This window comes from Luteibacter sp. TLI7-4A (genome assembly GCF_056754745.1).
Map to the genome: position 1 here is coordinate 3,362,118 of NZ_JBPGWO010000001.1, position 17,890 is coordinate 3,380,007.

Consider the following 17,890-nt stretch of genomic DNA (forward strand, 5'->3'; position numbering starts at 1 on the left):
CCACCATGAAAATCGCTCAATACTTCGTAGAACGCCCGATCCTCGCGGGCGTGCTATCGGTGCTGTTCCTGATCGCGGGCGGTATCGCCGTGTTCAAGCTGCCGATCAGCGAATACCCGGAGGTCGTCCCGCCGACCGTCGTGGTGAAGGCGACCTATCCGGGTGCGAACCCGAAGGTCATCGCCGAAACCGTCGCCACGCCGCTCGAAGAGCAGATCAACGGCGTGGAAGGCATGCTCTACACGTCCTCGCAGGCGACCAGTGACGGCTCGATGACCCTCACGGTCACGTTCGCCCTGGGCACCGACCTCGACAACGCGCAGGTGCAGACGCAGAACCGCGTCGCCCAGGCCCTGCCGCGGCTGCCGGAAGAAGTGCAACGCCTTGGCGTGACGACGACCAAGAGTTCGCCCGACCTGACCATGGTCGTGCATCTCACCTCGCCGGATAACCGGTACGACATGCTGTACCTGTCGAACTACGCCCGCACGCGCATCAAGGACCAGCTCGCCCGTCTCGACGGCGTGGGCGACGTCCAGCTGTTCGGCGCGGGCGAATACAGCATGCGCATCTGGATGAACCCGGAGAAGCTGGCCATCCGCAACCTCACCACGGGTGACGTGATCAAGGCGGTGCGTGAGCAGAACATCGAAGTCGCCGCCGGTGCGCTGAACGCGCCGCCCGGTCCGAATACGAATGCTTTCCAGGTCAACATCAATACGCGTGGCCGCCTCGTCACCGAGGATGACTTCCTCAATATCATCGTGCGCAGCGACCCGACCGGCTCCGTCACGCACCTGCGCGACGTCGCCCGCGTCGAGCTGGGCTCGAACAACTATGCCCTGCGCAGCCTTCTGAACAACCGCGAAGCGGTGGCCATCCCGATCTTCCAGCGTCCAGGCTCGAACGCCATCGCCATTTCGGACGAGGTCAGGGCGGAGATGGCCTTGCTGAAAAAGGACTTCCCGCAAGGCGTCGACTACACCATCGTCTACGATCCCACGGTGTTCGTGCGCGGCTCCATCGAAGCCGTCGTGCACACGCTGTTCGAGGCGATCGTCCTCGTCGTGCTCGTGGTGATCCTGTTCCTGCAGACGTGGCGTGCGTCCATCATCCCGCTCGTGGCCGTGCCGGTGTCACTCATCGGTACATTCGCGGTGATGTACCTGGTCGGGTTCTCGCTCAACGCGCTGTCCTTGTTCGGACTGGTGCTCGCCATCGGTATCGTCGTCGACGATGCGATCGTGGTCGTGGAGAACGTGGAACGCCATATCGAGCATGGGCTCGATCCGAAGATGGCCACGCGCCAGGCCATGACCGAAGTGACCGGCCCGATCGTCGCGACGGCACTCGTGCTGTGCGCGGTGTTCGTCCCGGCCGCCTTCATCAGCGGTCTTACCGGCCAGTTCTATCGTCAGTTCGCCCTGACCATCGCCATTTCGACGGTGATCTCCGCCTTCAATTCGCTCACCCTCAGCCCCGCGCTCGCCGCGCTGTTGCTCAAGGGCCGCGATGAGCCGAAGGACAAGCTCACCGTCTGGATGGATCGCAGCCTCGGCTGGCTGTTCCGCCCGTTCAACCGCACGTTCGAACGCGCTTCGCATGGCTATGTCGGTGGCGTGCAGAAGATCCTGCGCTTCTCCGCCGTGGTGCTGTTCATCTACGCCGGCCTCGTCGCCCTGGGTGTCTTCGGTTTCATGAGGACGCCGACAGGTTTCGTGCCGCCGCAGGACAAGCAGTATCTCGTCGCCTTCGCGCAGCTGCCCGATGCCGCGTCGCTCGACCGCACCGAAGCGGTGATCCGCCAGATGGGCGATATCGCCCTGAAGGACCCGGGTACCGCCAACGCCATCCAGTTCCCCGGGCTGTCGATCAACGGGTTCACCAACAGCACCAACTCGGGCATCGTCTTCGTCGCGCTGAAGCCATTCGAGGAACGCCGTTCGGCCGACCTCTCGGCGGATGCGATCGCTGCTCGCCTCAACGCCCAGTTCGCGTCGATCCAGGGTGCGTACATGGCGATCTTCCCGCCACCGCCGGTTAACGGCCTTGGCACGATCGGCGGTTTCCGCATGCAGATCGAGGACCGTGGCGACATGGGCTTCGAGGAACTCTACAAGCAGACCCAGGGCATCATCGCGGCCAGCCAGAAGACGCCGGAACTCGCGCACCTGTTCACCAGCTTCCAGGTGAGCGTGCCGCAGTTCGACGCCGACGTGGATCGCGAGAAGGCCAAGTCGGAAGGCATCGACCTGGGCGACGTGTTCCAGACGCTGCAGGCGTATCTCGGCTCGCTCTACGTGAACGACTTCAACCGCTTCGGCCGCACCTACCAGGTGAACGTGTCGGCGGAACCGTCCTTCCGTCACGAGCCGTCCGATGTGGTCGGCCTCAAGACCCGCAACGCCGCCGGCGACCTCGTGCCCCTCGGTTCCTTCCTCACCATGCGCCAGACCAACGGCCCCGACCGCGTGCAGCACTACAACGGTTATCCCACGGCCGAGATCAACGGCGGCGCGGCGCCGGGGTACAGCACGGGCCAGGCACAGGAAGCCATGGAGAAGCTGGTCACCTCGAGCCTGCCCAACGGCATGAGCTACGAGTGGACCGAACTGACCTACCAGCAGATCCTCGCCGGCAATACCGCGGTGCTGGTGTTCCCGCTCTCGGTGCTGCTGGTGTTCCTGGTGCTGGCCTCGCTGTATGAAAGCCTGAGCCTGCCGCTGGCCGTGATCCTGATCGTGCCGATGGTGCTGCTGTCCGCCATTACCGGCGTCATCGCCACCGGTGGCGACAACAACATCTTCACCCAGATCGGCCTGATCGTCCTCGTGGGCCTCGCCTGCAAGAACGCCATCCTGATCGTCGAGTTCGCCCGCGAAGCGGAGATCGGTGGCATGAACCGCATCGACGCGGTGCTGGAGGCCGCCCGCCTGCGACTTCGCCCGATCCTGATGACCTCGTTCGCCTTCATCATGGGCGTGGTGCCGCTGGTGACCTCGCACGGCGCGGGTGCGGAGATGCGCCACGCGATGGGCGTGGCGGTGTTCTCCGGCATGCTCGGCGTGACCTTCTTCGGGCTGATCTTCACCCCGCTCTTCTACGTGCTGATCCGCGCATGGAACGAGCGTTCGGAGGCCCGCCGCCAGGCGCGCCGCGAGCGTCGTCTCCTCGCCCATGCGGCCCGGGAGTCCTGATATGAAAATCGTTCTTCGCAGTACCGCGTTGTTCGCGGCCCTCGTCCTCGCCGGTTGCGCGAGCGTGGGCCCCGACTACCACGCACCCAAGGAAGCCCCGGTGACGTTGCAGGGCGTCGATGCGACGCACCAGAACAACGGCGACGTCCAGGCACGCTGGTGGAAGCAGTTCGGCGACCCGACCCTCGACGCGCTGATCGTCCGCGCGGCGCAGGGCTCGCCGGACCTCAAGATCGCGGTGGCGCGCCTCAACCAGGCGCGTGCCGCGCTCGGCACGGCGAAGTCACAGCAGATCCCCGACATCGAAACCGGTGTGTCCTATCAGCGTAGCCGCGAGCAGCAGCCGGGCTTCAGCGACCAGCGCCAGACCATCACGGCCTACCAGGCCGGATTCGACGCCTCGTGGGAGCTCGACCTGTTCGGCGGTATCCGCCGCTCGGTCGAGGCCGCACGCGCCGACGCCGCCGCTGGCGAGGCGTCGCTGCAGGATGCGCAGGTCACGTTGTTCGCCGAAGTGGCGCGCAACTATTTCGACTTGCGCGGCACGCAGCTGCGCATCGACGTGGCGAAGCGGGACATCGCCAACCAGCAGGATTCGCTGAAGGTGATCGCCGCGCGCGTGGAGCTTGGCACGGGGGCCGAGCAGGACCTTGCCAGCGCGAAGGCGCGGCTCGCCTCCGTGGAAGCGCAGTTGCCCGTGCTGCAGACCCAGGCCAGCGCCGACCAGTTCCGCATCGCGGTACTGCTCGGTGTGCGCCCCGGCGAACTCGACATCGACCTCTCGCCGGCGACCTTCAAGCCCATCGACGTCAGCCTCGCCATCGGCGGTGCCGACGAGGTGTTGCAACGGCGTCCGGACATCCGCATCGCCGAGCGCGAGCTCGCCGCGGCGAACGCCCGCATCGGCGTGGCCAAGGCCGACTACTTCCCGCACATCACGCTGGGCGGATTCATCGGCTTCCTCGCCGGCCGCAGCAACGATTTCGGTGGCGCGGATTCGCGTGCGTGGTCACTCGCCCCGAGCATTTCGTGGTCGGGTCTGAACGTGCAGCGCGTGCGATCGGGCGTGAAGGGTGCGGAGGCTCGTGCCGACGAGGCCCGCGCCAACTACGAGCGCACCGTCCTGGCGGCGCTGGAGGATGTCGATAATTCGCTGGTCGGCTTCAACCAGCAGCGTGAGCGTGTCGAGAAGCTGGTGGTGCAGGCGACGGAAAGCCGCCGCGCGGCCGACCTCGCGAAGATCCGTTACGACGCCGGCCGCACCGATTACCTCGAACTGCTCGACGCCGAACGCACCCAGCTGTCGGCGGAAGACCAGCTGGCCGAGGCCGAGGCCGCCATCAATACCCGCGCGGTGCAGTTGTACAAGGCGCTCGGTGGCGGTTGGCAGGCATGTGGCGACAACGCGTGCAGCGAGGTTGCGAAGGTGCCATGAGTGCCGCCAAGGTTCATCGCCTGCCCGTACAGGCGAAGCGCAGCAGCGCGATGGCCGTCGAGCCGCCACTCACCCAGCGCGTCGCCCTGGTGAGTGGCGCCAATCGCGGCATCGGGCTGGAGGTGTCGCGCCAGCTCGCCTCGCTCGGCGTCACGGTCTTCATGGGTATGCGAGAACCCGGCAAGGGCGAGAAAACCTCCCGGGCCATCCGTGAACTCGGCGGCGACGCTTACGCGATCAAGCTCGATGTCACCCGCCAGGGCGACATCGAGCACGCCATCGCCCACATCGACGGCCGCTTCGGCCGGCTCGATATCCTGGTCAACAACGCGGGTGGCTATTTCGATCACGATGCGCGTATTTCGGTACCGGAGCTGGACGTCATCCGGGGCGCGCTCGAAGTGAACCTGCTCGGCGCGTGGTGCCTCACCGCGGCCGCGCTGCCGTTGATGCACCGACACGGCTATGGCCGGATCGTCAACGTATCGAGCGAGTGCGCCGTGCACAACATGTGCAGCGACAAGGCGCCGGCGTACCGCATCTCGAAGGCGGCACTCAATGCGTATACGCAGGTCACGGCGCGTGAACTCGCCGGCAGCGGCATCCTCGTCAATGCCGTTTGCCCGGGTTGGACCGCCACCGCGCTGGGCGGCAGCGGCGGCCGGCCGGCAGCGGAGAGTGCCGAAGGCATCGTATGGGCGGCCTTGTTGCCGGAACGGGAAGCCGCCACCGGCGAGTTTTTTCGCGACCGGGTGAAGATCGGCTGGTAGGTGAGTCAGCGCGAAATGATATGCGCGAACCACTGCCAGCCACGCAGCTTCGCGGTGATCAGCTTCACGCAGGTGAGCATCGGCACGGCCAGCAGTGCGCCGGGCACGCCCCAGAGCCAGCCCCATACCAGCAGCCAGAGCAGGATCGCCACCGGACTCAGTCGTGAGCGGCGCCCCTGCAACATGGGCGTGATCATGTTGCCTTCGACCGCCGTGATGCCCGCGAACGTGGCGGCTGGGAGCAAGGCGGGGCCAAGCTCCTGGAAGTGCAACGCGCCGACGATGGCGAGCACGGTCGTGGTGGTGATGGCGCCGACGTACGGAATGAAATTGGCGATCGTCGCCACGGTGCCCCATAACAGCGGATCGGGCACGCCATACAGATAGAGCATGCCTGCGGTGACCAGGCCGAGCGTGACATTGATCGCCGCCGTGAGCAGGAGGTAACTCGACACCTCCACCTGGATGCTGCGCACGATGCTTACGGTGTGTCGCTTATAGGCGAAGGTGGGCGATATCTCGACGGCGCGCCGAAGGATCTCGTCGCCATAGACGAGGAAGAAGAACACCAGCAAGGCGACCGTCAACACGCTCGCGAGTACCTTCGGCGCGCCCGCGAGGATGTCCCATGCCGTGAAGGCGAAACTGTTGGGGCTCTGCGGCGCGTTGCGTACCACCGTGCCGCCCACCAGGTTCTGCGTCGCCCGGCTGGCGGCCTCGATCTGCTGGGTCAGCGGCTTGATCTTCGGCGCGAAGGCGCGCATCGCCGTCGGTGCCTCGTGGAACCAGTTGAGCGCGGGCCCCGAAAGCGTCGTCACGGCCGATACGAGACCGAAGCCGAGCAGCACCATCACCGTCACCGCCGACAACCAGCGCGGTATGCGCAAGTGCGCGGCGGCGGCGACGATGGGATTGAGCGCAAGGCCGATGAATCCCGCGAGCACGAGCGGTACCAGCAGCGACTTGCCGATGGCCACCGTGTAGATCGCTGCCAGCAGGACGAGGCAAGTCAGCGAAATACGGATCGCGCGAAGGTTGCGCGACATCCGCCGGCTGCTTCGGCCGCTGCCGGGCTTCCGGCGAGAGGGCACGGCGATCGTGGAAACGGCGGCGCCGGGTGCCGCCGTCGAAGGGACCGGCGTGGGCAGTGGACTGGGAAAGTCGCTCACGGTGCCTCTTCGGCCGTGTCCGCGACATCGCCGGCCATCTTGCCGAGGAAACTTCCGGCGGCGATGGAAACGATTTTGCCGACGAGGTCGGCGCTACCCGCCGCCACGAGGCCTGTGACCCCGGGCACGGCGAGCGGATTGAACTTGACCTTGCTGAGCAGGAAACCGGAGCCGGCGGCCACGCCAAGCACCGTGAGGGGGTGTTCGTAACCACGCGCTATCAAGGCGGCGGCCGGTTCCACGGTTTCCCGCCGTGCCGCCGCGACCCGGGCCCGGGCGGCGGTGACTTTCGCCATGCTGCTGAAAATGCTCATGCCTGCTCTTCCGCCTGCTCGCTTTCCGCCTTGCCTCGTTTCGCGGCTTCCCTTGCCAACGTGGAGAGTTCGGCGCGCGTGGCGGGGAGCGTAAGCCAGTGCATGCCGCGGCGGAAGACGAGGATCGCGCCGACCAGCAGCACGAGTTGCAGCGCCGCCAGCACGGTCAATGCCCACGCCCAGGAGCCGAACCACTGGGCCAGGCCCCACCCGGCCAATGCCAGCAGGGTGAATCCCAGCGCCACCGCGAAGACAATGGCGGCCAGCCCCATGAAGAGCATCATGACGATGCCGCTCCGGGCCAGGCCGATCTCCGCGCCGATCAGCTTCAACTGCGCAGCGAAGAGTTTCTTCAGCCCGGCACCCAGGCGGCGGACATCCCCGACCCAGGCGGGCATGGCCAGCCTGGGATCGGCCGTCGCGTCCGCCGGCGCCGTTCCGTCCGCGTCGTCTTGCCCCGAAGGGCCGTCTTCCAGCATGTGTCGCGCCCCTGGAAGATAAGGATCAGTTGCGCAGGATACGGCCGGCCAGCCAACCCGCGGCCAGGGCCAGCGCGATGGACTGCACGGGTTTCTCGCGGACGTAGTCGCGGGCCGTGTCCAGCCAGTCGTTCGCGGTCTCCACGGCCTCGCCATAGGCTTCCTTGCCGCGCAGCTTGGCTTCCTCGGCCTTTTCGGCCGCGCGCGTGGCGCCATGGGCGGCCTTGTCGGTGGCGTTGTGCAGCGTGTGCTCCACCTTGTCGGCGGCGCGGTCGACCACTTCCTTGGTCCGGTCCACGACCTCGGAGGTGGCCTGCTTCACTCGCTCGGCACGTGCATCGATGCGCTCGGCGGCCGAAACGGTGTTCGCGGCGGCGGTCGCGGCGTTGGCGACGGGGTCGGCGGGATTGTTCATTTGAGGGTCTCCGGGGCTGGGATTGAACAAGGTACGGCAAAAAGGGTGACGCCGTGGTCTATACGTTACGGCCGCGGAAGAAGGAGATGATCGCCAGGATCAGGAAGATCACGAAGAGGATCTTCGCGATGCCGGCCGCCGTACCCGCGATGCCGCCGAAGCCGAATACGGCCGCGATGATCGCGATGACGAGGAAGACGAGGGCGTAGTGCAACATGGTGGTTTCTCCGTGGGTAGCGCGAGACCATTTAGTCCCGCGCACCGCGCATGCCGCGTGAAGCCCGCTGGCTTCGCTCAATACGCATTCAGCCAGTACCCTTCACCTCGCCCTCACGCCTTGACCTTCGGGTTCAGCGAATAGGTTCCGGTGATCGTCGCCTGGTCCACGACGTGCCCTTCGATCACGTCGCGAAACTCGGCCAGTGAAAAGCCGGTTTCCAGCGGCACGCTCTCGACGTCCAGGGCATAGACGTGAAAGTGGTAATGATGGGGGATGGTGTCGTTCCACGGCGGGCAGGGGCCATCGTAGCCATGGTAGTGGCCCTCCATGTCGCGGTCGCCCTTGAACCAGCCCGTGTAGTCGTTGAGGCCCTGCACCGAGCCGGGCGGGCCCACCGGGTCCTTCTTTCCACGGGGCACGATACCTTCGCCGCAGGCACCTTCGCCCAGCTCGCGGCATTCCAGGGGAATGTTGGCCATCAGCCAGTGCACGAATTCCACGCGTGGCAGGTCACGGCGTACTTCACGGCCCACGACGTTCACGTCGTCCGGCTTGGAAGGCACATCGGTGTCGATGACGGCGATGGCGAAGGATCGCGCGCCGGCGGGAACCTCGGTCCAGGCCAGGTGGGGCGTCACGTTGCCGGCAGGCTTGATCGGGTCGCCGACCTCCATGAAGGCGAAGTTCGGGGGAATGGGCTTGCCATTCTGGATGCTGTCGCTGTTGAGGCGCATGGGGACTCCTTATGGCTTCTTATAGGTCACGCGATAGATGGCACCGTTGTCGTCGTCGCTGATCAGCAGGCTGCCATCGGGGAGCGGTTGTACGTCGGCTGGGCGGCCGGACACCTTTTCATCGACGAGGAATCCTTCGACGAGCGGCTCGTAGCTGGCCACCTTGTTGCCGTTGAGGCGCACGCTCATGACCCGGTAACCGGATTTGGCGGTGCGGTTCCACGAGCCGTGCTCGGCGACGATGAGGGCGCCATGGTAGGCGGCGGGAAATTGTTTTCCGTCGTAGAAGCGCATGCCGAGTGCCGCCACGTGGGCACCCAGTTTAAGCACGGGCGGCGTGAAGTCCTTGCAGTTCCTGCCCTTGCCGAATTCCGGATCGAGCGTGTCGCCCTGGTGGCAGTAGGGATAACCGAAGTGCTCGCCGGGCTTGGTCACATGGTTGAGTTCGTCGCTGGGCATGTCGTCGCCGAGCATGTCGCGGCCGTTGTCGGTGAACCACAATGACTTGTCCGTGGGGCGCCAGTCGAAGCCCACCGTGTTGCGGATGCCACGCGCCACGGTCTCGACACCGCTGCCGTCGGGATTCATGCGCAACAGCTGGGCGAAGCCTTCGTCACCGCGATCGCAGATGTTGCACGGTGCGCCGACCGGCACGTACAGCTTGTTGTCCGGACCGAAGGCGATGAACTTCCAGCCGTGGGCCGTCTCGGTATGCAGCTTGTCGGTGATCAGTTCAGGCTTCGGCGGCGCATCGAGGTGATTCTCGATGTCGCGGATCACGTAGATCCGGCTGATCGCGGACACGTAGAGATCGCCGCCGTGGAAGGCCACGCCCACCGGAAGCTGCAGGCCGCTGGCGATGGTGCGTACCTTGTCCACCTTGCCGTCGGCGGCGTAGGTCACGGCGAATACCTTGCCCGCGTCGCGCGATCCCACGAACACCGTGTTCTTCGCCCCGAGGGCCATCTCGCGGGCGTCCGGCACCTGGTCGGTCCAGACCGCGATCTGGAAACCGGGAGGTAACTTCAACGACTCCAGGGGAGGAGTGGCGGCAAAGGCCGGGGCGGCGAGGAGGGCCAGGCCGAGGACGAAGGCGCTACGCATGAACGGACTCCCAGTTGAGGCCCGTCTGTTCCTGTCCGGGTGTGGAAGGTTCAACGGGTGATGGCGTCGAAACGGGCTGCGATGTAGTCGTCGGTGAAGCTGGTCATGCTGAAATCGCGGATGAAGCCGCAATGGCCGCCATAGGTCGCGATATCCAGCTCGATGTTCGGCGGCACGCGCAACTGGTCGAACGCGCCGACCGGGATCACGGGATCGTCGCGGGAGGTGAGGATGGTTGCCGGAAGGTGCAGGTCCATCAGCCGGTCGCCGGCCACGGAGTAACCGTCGAGGTAGGCTTCGAGCGAACCGAAGTCGGTATGCCGCAACACCAGCGAGCGGGTGAGGTCGCGCATGTTCTGGCGCAGTTCCTCGAGTTCGAAGTACGTCGCATGCGGAAACGCCTGCTGCTTGAGTTGCAACGAGCGGCGCCACTTGCGCATGAAATAGGCCTGGTAGAACCAGGGCGCCTCGCTCTCCAGGGAGAACAGGCCTTCGCTGGGGTCGATGATCGGGCAGACGGCCAGCACGTAGTCCAGCGAGACGCCCTGCCTGGGCGCCAGCATGCCGGCGCGCAGCGCGAAGTTGCCGCCCAGGGAAAACCCCGCCACGCCCACGGCCTTCGCCGGGAACATCCTGACGATCTCACCGAGGGCGGTCACCACCTCGTCGATGCGGCAGGAGTGGAAGAGGGCTTCATTGAGACCGTGGCTGTCGCCGTGGTCGCGGAAATTCAGGCGGAAGACATCCCAACCTTCCTCGAGCAAGCGGCTGCCCGTCTGCAACACATACGTGGAATCGACGCTGCCCTCCCAGCCATGGAACAGGATGGCCAGGCCACGCGACTCACGCCCCGTTCGCTGGGCGGTGAAACGGCCGCTCAACCGGTCGCCACGGCCGACATCGATCAGCACCTCTTGCGCGTTCACCTGCACCTGGTGCGCCCGTTTCGGCAGCAGGCGGCGGCGAATGCCGCTGGAGGAAAGCATGGTCTGGATGTGCCCGCTGCGCAGCGGGAACGGCGGCAGGAAGTCGGAACCCCGCGGCAGGCTCATGCCGGGGTGTCGGTATCCAGGGCCTGCGCGATGCGTTCGCGCGAGGCCTCCGCCATGCGGCGGCGTCCGTCGGCCGAGACCGGAACCGGCTCGAGGAAATGCACTTCCACGTCGAGCGGCGGCTCGCCCAGCAAGCGCAGGAAATTGCCCATGAAGCTTTCGCCTTCGCGGAACCCGGCATCGATCAGCCGCTTGCCGTGACGGGCGAAACGCAGGGCCACCGGCTGCACCGGCACCCCGGCATCGAGGGCGGCCTGGAAGATGCGCGCATGGAACACGCGCAGCACGCCGTTGTGGCCCGTGCCACCCTCGGGGAACACCGCCACGGAGCGCCCTTCGCGCAAGCGCTCCACCATCGAGGCCATGACCGAGGCCAGCGAGTGGTTGTTGCCGCGGCGGTGGAAGATGGTGCCGCCGCGCGCGGCCATCCAGCCGACCAGGGGCCAGCTGGCGATCTCGGCCTTGGCGACGAAACAGGCGGCACGCTGCGAATGAAGCAGCTCGATGTCCAGCCACGACGTATGGTTGGCCACGAACAGCACCGGGTCGGGCAAAGGCTGGCCGAAGCGGCGGCTGCGGAACCCGAACACGCGCAACAGCATGGTCGACCACATGCGGATGGTTCGGTGGGCCAGTGGCTCGCGCCCGTTCTTCATCACCCCGCCTGCCCAGCTGAGGATCAGCGTGCAGATGACGATGCCGAACAGGACATGGAGCACCAGCAACGGCACTCGCCACACATAGCGCAGCGGACGCAGTCGGTCGCGTGGGGTCGGGTTGGCGGAGGCGGCTTCCATCGAGCGCACAAGATTAACGATGGGCGGTCGCTGCCGCTAGGGGAAGTTGTCTTTATTCTTAAGACACGTGGGCTTGCACCGCGCTAGCTACGGATATTCCCGAGGGGAAGGGCCGTGGAAGCCTTCACGGTGCGCAGGACGAAGCTGGTGTTGACGTCCGCCACGCCCGCCGCGTTCAACAGGCGATCGAGCAGGAACCGGGAAAATCCGTCCAGGTCGGCCACGTATACCTGGAGCAGGTAATCCATGTCGCCGGTCAACGCGTAGCAGGACACCACCTCCTCCCATTCGGCCACCCGCTCGGTGAAGGAGTCGATGGCCTCGGATTCGTGCCGGCTCAGCTGTACGCGGACGAAGGCCTGCAGGCCCAGGCCCAGGGAGCGTGGTTCCAGCCGGGCGCCATAGCCGGCAATGACGCCATCGGCCTCGAGCTTCTGTACGCGACGCAGGCAGGCCGAGGGGGACAGATTCACCTCCGTGGCGAGTTCGGCGTTGCTGATCCTGCCGTTCGCTTGCAGCGCGGCGAGGATCCGCAGGTCGGTACGGTCGAGGTTGGCTTGCACGATTCTTCTGTCCACTGGCTGACTTTCAATCAATCATTGCACATATGACCGTCTTTGACGCAACAAGGCAAGCTTATTGCGCGCCTTCCTCGCTATGCTGTTGCTCAGCGATCAACCACAGCCCAAGGAGCCCGTCATGGACACCCCCCGTCGCGTCGAACACCAGCAGACCGACCGCGGATACGTGCCCGTCTATGCGACCGGCACCGTGGAGCAGCCGTGGGCGAGCTACTCCAAGGTCGATCACGAGGTTTGGGACACCCTGTACCGCCGCCAGCGCCAGCTGCTGCCGGCTTACGCCTGCCAGGAGTTCCTCGACGGCGTCGACCGCTTCGGCCTGGGCGATGGCGGCATTCCCCGCTTCGACGAGCTGAACAAGGTGCTCGGCAAGGCCACCGGGTGGGAAGTGGTCGGGGTGGAAGGATTGTTGCCGGACGAGGTCTTCTTCGATCATCTCGCCAACCGCCGTTTCCCGGTGAGCTGGTGGATCCGCAAGCCCGACCAGCTGGATTACCTCGCGGAGCCGGACCTTTTCCACGACCTGTTCGGCCACGTGCCGCTCCTGCTCAATCCGGTGTTCGCCGATTACATGCAGGCCTACGGAAAGGGTGGCATGAAGGCCCATGCGATCGGCCCGGACGCGCTGATGAACCTCACGCGCCTCTACTGGTACACGGTGGAGTTCGGCCTGATCCGGACCGACGCGGGCCTGCGCATCTACGGCGCGGGCATCGTCAGCTCGAAGGGCGAATCCATCTATTCGATCGATTCGCCGGCGCCGAACCGGATCGGGTTCGACCTGGAGCGGGTCATGAATACCCGGTACAAGATCGATACCTACCAGCAGACCTACTTCGTGATCGACGACTTCGAGCAACTGTTCGACGCGACCCGGCCGGATTTCACCCCGATCTACGCCAGGCTCGCGGGCGGGACGCCCGTGGCGGCGGAGGACGTGCTGGCGACGGACAAGGTGTATCGGCGCGGTACGCGCGAAGGCTTCGTTTCCGGCGCAGACAACTGAAACTCAACGACGGCCTAACGAGCGGGCCTCTACCATGGCCCCAACTCCAATGAACAGGGTGGGTCCATCGTGGTCGTCTTCGACATTCCGTTCGAGTCCGTCGGTCCCGGTCTTTGGTTGTTGCAGAAAAACGAGTTCGAGTACGGGGAATTCTGCTCCCGCGACGACGCGCTCGAATGCGCCTTGCAGGAGGCCCGCCGCATCGAGGCGGCCAACGCGGCGTCGGACATCGTGCTGAACATCGAAGGCAACGACGGCGTGTGGCGGGCGTTCGACACGTCGATTCGACCCTATGCGACGCGGGTGCATCACGTCTGACGACAACTCATGAGGTCGCCTGGGGATCGCCGACGAAGTCGGCTCCGACAGGTGCGATGAGGGCGGGTTGGCCGAAAGGCTGGCCCGCCCTTTTTCTTTGGTGGGGCCATGCTTTGGTGGCAGCCTTCGTCTTTGGTGGAATCTTTTTCGCTGGTGGCAGCCTTTCTCCAGGAACCTTTGCTTGGTGGGAGCCGACCTTGTCGGCGATCCCGCGGCAGCGGGCCATGTCGAGGCAAGCACCCATCGCCGACAAGGTCGGCTCCCACAAGGGCTGCCACAAGGTCGGCTTCCACACGAGCTGCTCCCACAAGAGCGGCCGCACAGCGCGGCTTCTATCGGGGAAAAGTCAAAAATCAGACAAAATAAAACCCCGGCAGCCAGGGGAGGAGCTGCCGGGGTCGCGTCGGGTCCAGGCTATCAGGGGAAATAGCGGGACCCGGGACAACTGGCGAATCAATCGCGCCTGTTGCCAACAGGTCGCCTCTCGGCGATCGAATACTTAGATAGGGGCGGAGCCGTGAAGTTCCCGTATCACTTCGTGGCTGCGTTTGGGTCCCGTTTAACTTCGGCCGCCGCGGCGTGCTCCGCCAACCATGGGCGTACCTGCGCGACCCACAGCGCATAACCTTTCGGATTCATGTGCAGGCCATCGCCAACGAAGAGTTCCTGCTTCGGCTGTCCGTTCGCATCCAGCATCGCCGGCGCCACGTCGAGGAAGGCGACGCCCTTCTGCGCCATCGACCAGTCCCTGATCAGCGCGTTGGCCCTTTCGATATTCGACAGCAGGTTCATGCGGGCCACGCTGGGCTTGATCGAGATGAAAGCGATCGGTACCTCCGGCTGGTCCTGGCGTACCTTCGTCACGAAGGCGGCGAAGTCATCGCGGACCTGTTCCGGCGTGTCGCCGTTCTGCAAGTCGTTGTCCCCCGCATAGATCACGATGGCCACCGGGTGGTACGGCTTGACGATGCGGTCGGCGAAGGCGGTGGCATCGTCGAGATCGGACCCTCCGAAGCCGCGGTTGATGACGCGGTACTCCGGAAAATCGGCCGAAAGGCTCGCCCACAAGCGGATCGAGGAACTACCGACGAACAACACCGCATGGGCCGGTGGCGGGTTGCTCCGGTCCGAGGCCTCGAAAGCCTGGATGTCGTGTTCCCACTGGCTGTGGTCCGGGCCCTTGGCGTGGGCGGCGAAGGAAAGGGCAAGCAGGGTGAAGAGGAGCGTCAGGCGTTTCATTCCGCGCACCGTAACCCCTTACGGACGCCGGGGTAAACCCTGCCGCTCGACGGGCGTCACCTTGAGCACCGCTTCGATCCGGCTGCCATTCCAGCGGTAGATGAAATGTTCGGCCTGCACGCAGGGAGCGACGAGGTCGGGATAGAACACCGCGACGCATTCGCCACCGGCATGGCGCGCGCTGTCGTAGACGATGCCATTGGAGCCCTGCTCGCGCAGCGTCCGCGCCAGCTTCACGCTGGCCGCGTAGGAATCGGGATCGTGCTCGGCGGGCCAGCCACCGCGGATGTCATGGAAGCGCCCGGAGATGGAGGTCTTGTAGCAGCGTACCTGCACGTCGGTGGGTGGCTCGTGCGTGGCGGCGAGGAAGGCTTCGCGATGGAAGACGGTTTCCTCGATCGCCGTCGGCACGCTGTGCGCGGCGTAGAACACGCCCCAGTGGCCGTCGCTGAAACGGCTGCCTTCGGGCGGGATATGGGTGAAAGCGGCCATGATCGGCGAGGTGCCGGGGCCGGAGACGCGGCGCTCCGGCGGGGTGAGCCGGAGTGCGCCCATCTCCTCGCGCAGGCGTGGATTGGTCAGCGATTCGATGGCCATGACCGCGTCGATGTCCTTCGGCTCGGCGATGCGATCGAACAGACCCACGGGCGGGAACCGGCTGGGCACGATCCGGTAGGCCTGGCTCCAGCGGATCCGGCGCAGCGGTGGCGCGGGGCTCATCCGTTCCAGCCGCGTTGGGCGTCCAGGTATTGGCGGACGACGTAGAGGTCGGCGACATTGCCGGAGAGCATCCGCTCCAGGGCCGAATGGCCACCGAAGAGCGGCGCGTCGTTCGGCTTGCGTACCCAGGCATCGGCCTGGGCCGGATCGGGGAAGAGGATCTGCAGGTCTTTCCAGATGCCGAGCAGGTAGCTGATCCGCTCGATCACGTCGCGGGAGAGCGCGCCGTCCTGCTGCTTCTTCCATTTGAAATAGGTGGATTCAGGCGGCTCGCCGAGCAGGGTTCTCTGCTCGGCGGCGCGCAGTTTCCAACGCTCCGCGAGGGCGAAGAAGGCGCGGAGGGCGGGACCGCCAAGGTCTCCGGCGTGGATCGGTTCGGCGTGGATGGCTGGTTGCATCGTGGCTTTACCTGTGGAGTTGTGATGCAGTGTACTCCACTTATGGAGAAATTGGAGTAGCAACCTACGATTTCTTCGAGGCAATCCAGGCGTCCACATGCTGTTCGAGCACCGGCAACGGCACGGAGCCCAGCGCCAGCACGGTGTCATGGAAGGCGCGCAGGTCGAATTTCTCCCCCAGCTGCTTCTCGGCGCGCTCGCGCAATTCGCGAATCTTCAGGTAGCCCAGTTCGTACGACAGGGCCTGCCCCGGCCAGCTGATGTACCGGTCCACCTCGTTGGCTATCTCGCGATCGCTCAGCGCCGTGTTCTGCGTGAGGTAGTCGATCGCTTGCTGGCGCGTCCAGCCCAGGTGGTGGATACCTGTGTCCACGACCAGGCGGCAGGCACGCCACATCTGGTAGGTGAGATAGCCGAAGTGCTCATAGGGCGTGTGGTAGATGCCCATCTCCTCGCCCAGGTACTCCGAATACAGCGCCCAGCCTTCGCCATAGGCGGAGATGTAACCATCGCGGCGAAACGGCGGCAGGCCCTGCTGCTCCGCCGAAAGCGCCAGCTGCAGGGCATGTCCGGGCATCGATTCGTGCAGCGTCAGCGCGGGCATGTTGAACAGCGGCCGCGATGGCAGGTCGTAGGTGTTCACCAGATAGACGTCCGCTCCGCCGCGGCCGGAGGTGTAGTAAGGCGCGATGTCGGCGGGCACCGGTTCGATGGCGAAGCGCTGTCGCGGGAGCAAGCCGAAGTACTTGCCCAGCTTCGCATCGACCTGCTTGGCGACCCACGCCGTACGCATCAGCAGTTCGTCCGGGGTCTTCGCATAGAAGCGCGGGTCGGTGCGCAGGAAGGCGAGGAACGCCGGGAAATCACCCTTGAAACCGGTCTCCTTCATCGTCTCCAGCATGTCCGCATGGATACGGGCGACTTCGCGCAGGCCGATCGCGTGGATCTCGTCGGGCGACAGGTCGAGCGTGGTGTACTCGTGGATCTGCTGGCGGTAGTAGGCCTTGCCATCGGGCAACGACTCGGCGGCCAGCGTTGGCCGTGCCCTGGGCACGTACTCGTTGCGGAAGAAGGTCAGCAAGCGTCCGTAGGCCGGGATCACGCCCTCGGCGATGGCCTTGCGCGCGTCCTTGCGCAAGGCCTCGGCATCGGCCGCCGGGAGGTTCTTCGGCATCGCCTTGAAAGGCTTGTACAGCGCGCTGTCTTCGGGATTCTTCAGCTCCGCCACCGCCGCGATCGAGACATCGCGGCCACCGAGCACCTCGCGCGGCACGGTGAAGCCCCGCGCCAGGCCCAGGCGCATGTTCGCGATTTCCTGGTCCATGTACGCGGGAATCTGGCGCAGGCGCTCGACGTAGTGGCGGTAGTCGTCGCGCGTGCGCAGGTCGTCGCCATGCAGCACATAGGAGATATCGGACCAGAAGGCGGAGTCGCTGTTGAACGGCATCTGCCACTGCGCGAAACGCTGCGCGGCGGCGAGGTTGCCGATCTGTTCGCGGTAGACGGCGTAGTCGACGCGGACGGTCCCGCTCAGCGACTTGGGGTCGATGCGGTCGAGTTGCGCCAGCACGTCGTTCCAGTAGGCGAGCCGCTTGGCCTGGCTCGCGGCATCCACCGTGTCGAGCCGTCCGTCACCCGGCTGCGCCTCGCCCGAGGTGAGGATGCCGGCTTGGCCGTTACGCCATGTCCATTCCCTGGTGTAGATGGCCTTGAACGCGTCGTCGGCCGGCGGAGCGGCATGGGCGGTACCGGCGAACAGTCCGGCGAAGGCGATGGCTCGGATCCAGGGGGACATGCGGGCTCCGTAGGTGCGGGGAAAACCCCGATCATCGCACGGCTTTATTCATGCTCGGCTTCGCCATCGCGCTCGTCGTGTGCGTGGCGGGGGAGCTGCCGGGCGCCACCCTCGGCGCGACGGTAGTCGCCGTCCCTTGGGAAGGGA

General features: G+C 65.6%; 19 protein-coding genes. 5 read left to right on the forward strand and 14 right to left on the reverse strand.

The window, feature by feature from the left end; genetic code table 11:
- Positions 1-5 precede the first annotated feature (5 nt).
- Genes ACR9Y6_RS14790 through ACR9Y6_RS14800 form a run of 3 tightly spaced genes read left to right on the forward strand, consistent with a single transcriptional unit; the run spans position 6 to position 5,402 of the window.
- Entirely contained in the window at positions 6-3,197 is a 3,192-nt protein-coding gene (locus ACR9Y6_RS14790) for an efflux RND transporter permease subunit (protein WP_481281966.1), read from the forward strand.
- Position 3,198: 1 nt separating this feature from the next.
- Positions 3,199-4,632 (forward strand): efflux transporter outer membrane subunit, encoded by a 1,434-nt coding sequence (locus tag ACR9Y6_RS14795; protein ID WP_481281967.1) that lies wholly within the window; start codon positions 3,199-3,201, stop codon positions 4,630-4,632.
- Positions 4,629-5,402, forward strand: a complete 774-nt coding sequence (locus tag ACR9Y6_RS14800; RefSeq protein WP_481281968.1) for an SDR family NAD(P)-dependent oxidoreductase — start codon at positions 4,629-4,631, stop codon at positions 5,400-5,402. Before ACR9Y6_RS14795 ends, ACR9Y6_RS14800 begins: the two co-directional genes overlap by 4 nt.
- A gap of 5 nt (positions 5,403-5,407) precedes the next feature.
- Here the strand turns inward: ACR9Y6_RS14800 and ACR9Y6_RS14805 are convergent, their stop codons facing one another.
- From ACR9Y6_RS14805 to ACR9Y6_RS14850, 10 genes are all read right to left on the reverse strand, one after another.
- Complete coding sequence (locus ACR9Y6_RS14805; RefSeq protein ID WP_481281969.1) at positions 5,408-6,448, reverse strand: AI-2E family transporter; 1,041 nt, start codon at positions 6,446-6,448, stop codon at positions 5,408-5,410.
- Between the two features lie 119 nt (positions 6,449-6,567).
- A complete protein-coding gene (locus ACR9Y6_RS14810) occupies positions 6,568-6,885 on the reverse strand; it encodes a hypothetical protein (protein WP_481281970.1) in 318 nt (105 codons plus the stop codon).
- Positions 6,882-7,364, reverse strand: coding sequence for an ABC transporter ATP-binding protein (locus ACR9Y6_RS14815; protein ID WP_481281971.1), 483 nt, complete (start codon positions 7,362-7,364; stop codon positions 6,882-6,884). The genes ACR9Y6_RS14810 and ACR9Y6_RS14815 overlap by 4 nt, the downstream gene beginning before the upstream one ends.
- A 25-nt stretch (positions 7,365-7,389) precedes the next feature.
- Positions 7,390-7,779, reverse strand: a complete 390-nt coding sequence (locus ACR9Y6_RS14820) for an ElaB/YgaM/YqjD family protein (RefSeq protein WP_481281972.1) — start codon at positions 7,777-7,779, stop codon at positions 7,390-7,392.
- Between the two features lie 58 nt (positions 7,780-7,837).
- Positions 7,838-7,996, reverse strand: coding sequence for a DUF1328 domain-containing protein (locus ACR9Y6_RS14825; RefSeq protein WP_306848471.1), 159 nt, complete (start codon positions 7,994-7,996; stop codon positions 7,838-7,840).
- Between the two features lie 113 nt (positions 7,997-8,109).
- Positions 8,110-8,733 carry a YbhB/YbcL family Raf kinase inhibitor-like protein gene (locus ACR9Y6_RS14830; RefSeq protein WP_481281973.1) on the reverse strand — a complete coding sequence of 208 codons (624 nt, stop codon included), beginning with the start codon at positions 8,731-8,733 and terminating at the stop codon, positions 8,110-8,112.
- A gap of 9 nt (positions 8,734-8,742) precedes the next feature.
- Complete coding sequence (locus tag ACR9Y6_RS14835) at positions 8,743-9,837, reverse strand: PQQ-dependent sugar dehydrogenase (protein ID WP_481281974.1); 1,095 nt, start codon at positions 9,835-9,837, stop codon at positions 8,743-8,745.
- 50 nt (positions 9,838-9,887) lie between these two features.
- Complete coding sequence (locus ACR9Y6_RS14840; protein ID WP_481281975.1) at positions 9,888-10,889, reverse strand: YheT family hydrolase; 1,002 nt, start codon at positions 10,887-10,889, stop codon at positions 9,888-9,890.
- Positions 10,886-11,686, reverse strand: a complete 801-nt coding sequence (locus tag ACR9Y6_RS14845; RefSeq protein ID WP_481281976.1) for a lysophospholipid acyltransferase family protein — start codon at positions 11,684-11,686, stop codon at positions 10,886-10,888. Before ACR9Y6_RS14845 ends, ACR9Y6_RS14840 begins: the two co-directional genes overlap by 4 nt.
- Positions 11,687-11,769: 83 nt before the next feature.
- Positions 11,770-12,249, reverse strand: a complete 480-nt coding sequence (locus ACR9Y6_RS14850) for an Lrp/AsnC family transcriptional regulator (protein ID WP_481281977.1) — start codon at positions 12,247-12,249, stop codon at positions 11,770-11,772.
- Positions 12,250-12,385: 136 nt separating this feature from the next.
- Here ACR9Y6_RS14850 and phhA point away from each other — a divergent pair, with 136 nt between their 5' ends.
- Positions 12,386-13,273: a phenylalanine 4-monooxygenase gene (gene phhA / locus ACR9Y6_RS14855; RefSeq protein ID WP_481281978.1), complete on the forward strand. Its 888-nt coding sequence runs from the start codon at positions 12,386-12,388 to the stop codon at positions 13,271-13,273.
- A 69-nt stretch (positions 13,274-13,342) separates the two neighbouring features.
- The gene (locus ACR9Y6_RS14860; RefSeq protein ID WP_448095807.1) at positions 13,343-13,591 is read left to right on the forward strand and encodes a hypothetical protein; all 249 of its coding nucleotides are present in this window, start codon (positions 13,343-13,345) and stop codon (positions 13,589-13,591) included.
- 531 nt (positions 13,592-14,122) lie between these two features.
- On the opposite strand, the gene ACR9Y6_RS14865 is transcribed toward ACR9Y6_RS14860, so the two are convergent.
- The 4 genes from ACR9Y6_RS14865 to ACR9Y6_RS14880 form a co-directional block, all read right to left on the reverse strand.
- Positions 14,123-14,830, reverse strand: coding sequence for an SGNH/GDSL hydrolase family protein (locus ACR9Y6_RS14865; RefSeq protein ID WP_481281979.1), 708 nt, complete (start codon positions 14,828-14,830; stop codon positions 14,123-14,125).
- Positions 14,831-14,848: 18 nt separating this feature from the next.
- Positions 14,849-15,550 carry an RES family NAD+ phosphorylase gene (locus tag ACR9Y6_RS14870; RefSeq protein ID WP_481281980.1) on the reverse strand — a complete coding sequence of 234 codons (702 nt, stop codon included), beginning with the start codon at positions 15,548-15,550 and terminating at the stop codon, positions 14,849-14,851.
- On the reverse strand, positions 15,547-15,948 hold the full coding sequence (locus tag ACR9Y6_RS14875; protein ID WP_371023509.1) for an MbcA/ParS/Xre antitoxin family protein: 402 nt from the start codon (positions 15,946-15,948) through the stop codon (positions 15,547-15,549). Before ACR9Y6_RS14875 ends, ACR9Y6_RS14870 begins: the two co-directional genes overlap by 4 nt.
- A gap of 64 nt (positions 15,949-16,012) precedes the next feature.
- Positions 16,013-17,743 (reverse strand): DUF885 domain-containing protein, encoded by a 1,731-nt coding sequence (locus ACR9Y6_RS14880; RefSeq protein ID WP_481281981.1) that lies wholly within the window; start codon positions 17,741-17,743, stop codon positions 16,013-16,015.
- Positions 17,744-17,890: the final 147 nt, after the last annotated feature.

Coding starts and splice junctions, on each gene's coding strand:
- ACR9Y6_RS14845 (WP_481281976.1), bottom strand. CDS start 11,686: ATGGAAGCCGCCTCCGCCAACCCGACCCCACGCGACCGACTGCGTCCG.
- ACR9Y6_RS14815 (WP_481281971.1), bottom strand. CDS start 7,364: ATGCTGGAAGACGGCCCTTCGGGGCAAGACGACGCGGACGGAACGGCG.
- ACR9Y6_RS14820 (WP_481281972.1), bottom strand. CDS start 7,779: ATGAACAATCCCGCCGACCCCGTCGCCAACGCCGCGACCGCCGCCGCG.
- ACR9Y6_RS14835 (WP_481281974.1), bottom strand. CDS start 9,837: ATGCGTAGCGCCTTCGTCCTCGGCCTGGCCCTCCTCGCCGCCCCGGCC.
- ACR9Y6_RS14810 (WP_481281970.1), bottom strand. CDS start 6,885: ATGAGCATTTTCAGCAGCATGGCGAAAGTCACCGCCGCCCGGGCCCGG.
- phhA (WP_481281978.1), top strand. CDS start 12,386: ATGGACACCCCCCGTCGCGTCGAACACCAGCAGACCGACCGCGGATAC.
- ACR9Y6_RS14840 (WP_481281975.1), bottom strand. CDS start 10,889: ATGAGCCTGCCGCGGGGTTCCGACTTCCTGCCGCCGTTCCCGCTGCGC.
- ACR9Y6_RS14875 (WP_371023509.1), bottom strand. CDS start 15,948: ATGCAACCAGCCATCCACGCCGAACCGATCCACGCCGGAGACCTTGGC.
- ACR9Y6_RS14800 (WP_481281968.1), top strand. CDS start 4,629: ATGAGTGCCGCCAAGGTTCATCGCCTGCCCGTACAGGCGAAGCGCAGC.
- ACR9Y6_RS14795 (WP_481281967.1), top strand. CDS start 3,199: ATGAAAATCGTTCTTCGCAGTACCGCGTTGTTCGCGGCCCTCGTCCTC.
- ACR9Y6_RS14805 (WP_481281969.1), bottom strand. CDS start 6,448: ATGTCGCGCAACCTTCGCGCGATCCGTATTTCGCTGACTTGCCTCGTC.
- ACR9Y6_RS14825 (WP_306848471.1), bottom strand. CDS start 7,996: ATGTTGCACTACGCCCTCGTCTTCCTCGTCATCGCGATCATCGCGGCC.
- ACR9Y6_RS14870 (WP_481281980.1), bottom strand. CDS start 15,550: ATGAGCCCCGCGCCACCGCTGCGCCGGATCCGCTGGAGCCAGGCCTAC.
- ACR9Y6_RS14790 (WP_481281966.1), top strand. CDS start 6: ATGAAAATCGCTCAATACTTCGTAGAACGCCCGATCCTCGCGGGCGTG.
- ACR9Y6_RS14830 (WP_481281973.1), bottom strand. CDS start 8,733: ATGCGCCTCAACAGCGACAGCATCCAGAATGGCAAGCCCATTCCCCCG.
- ACR9Y6_RS14880 (WP_481281981.1), bottom strand. CDS start 17,743: ATGTCCCCCTGGATCCGAGCCATCGCCTTCGCCGGACTGTTCGCCGGT.
- ACR9Y6_RS14865 (WP_481281979.1), bottom strand. CDS start 14,830: ATGAAACGCCTGACGCTCCTCTTCACCCTGCTTGCCCTTTCCTTCGCC.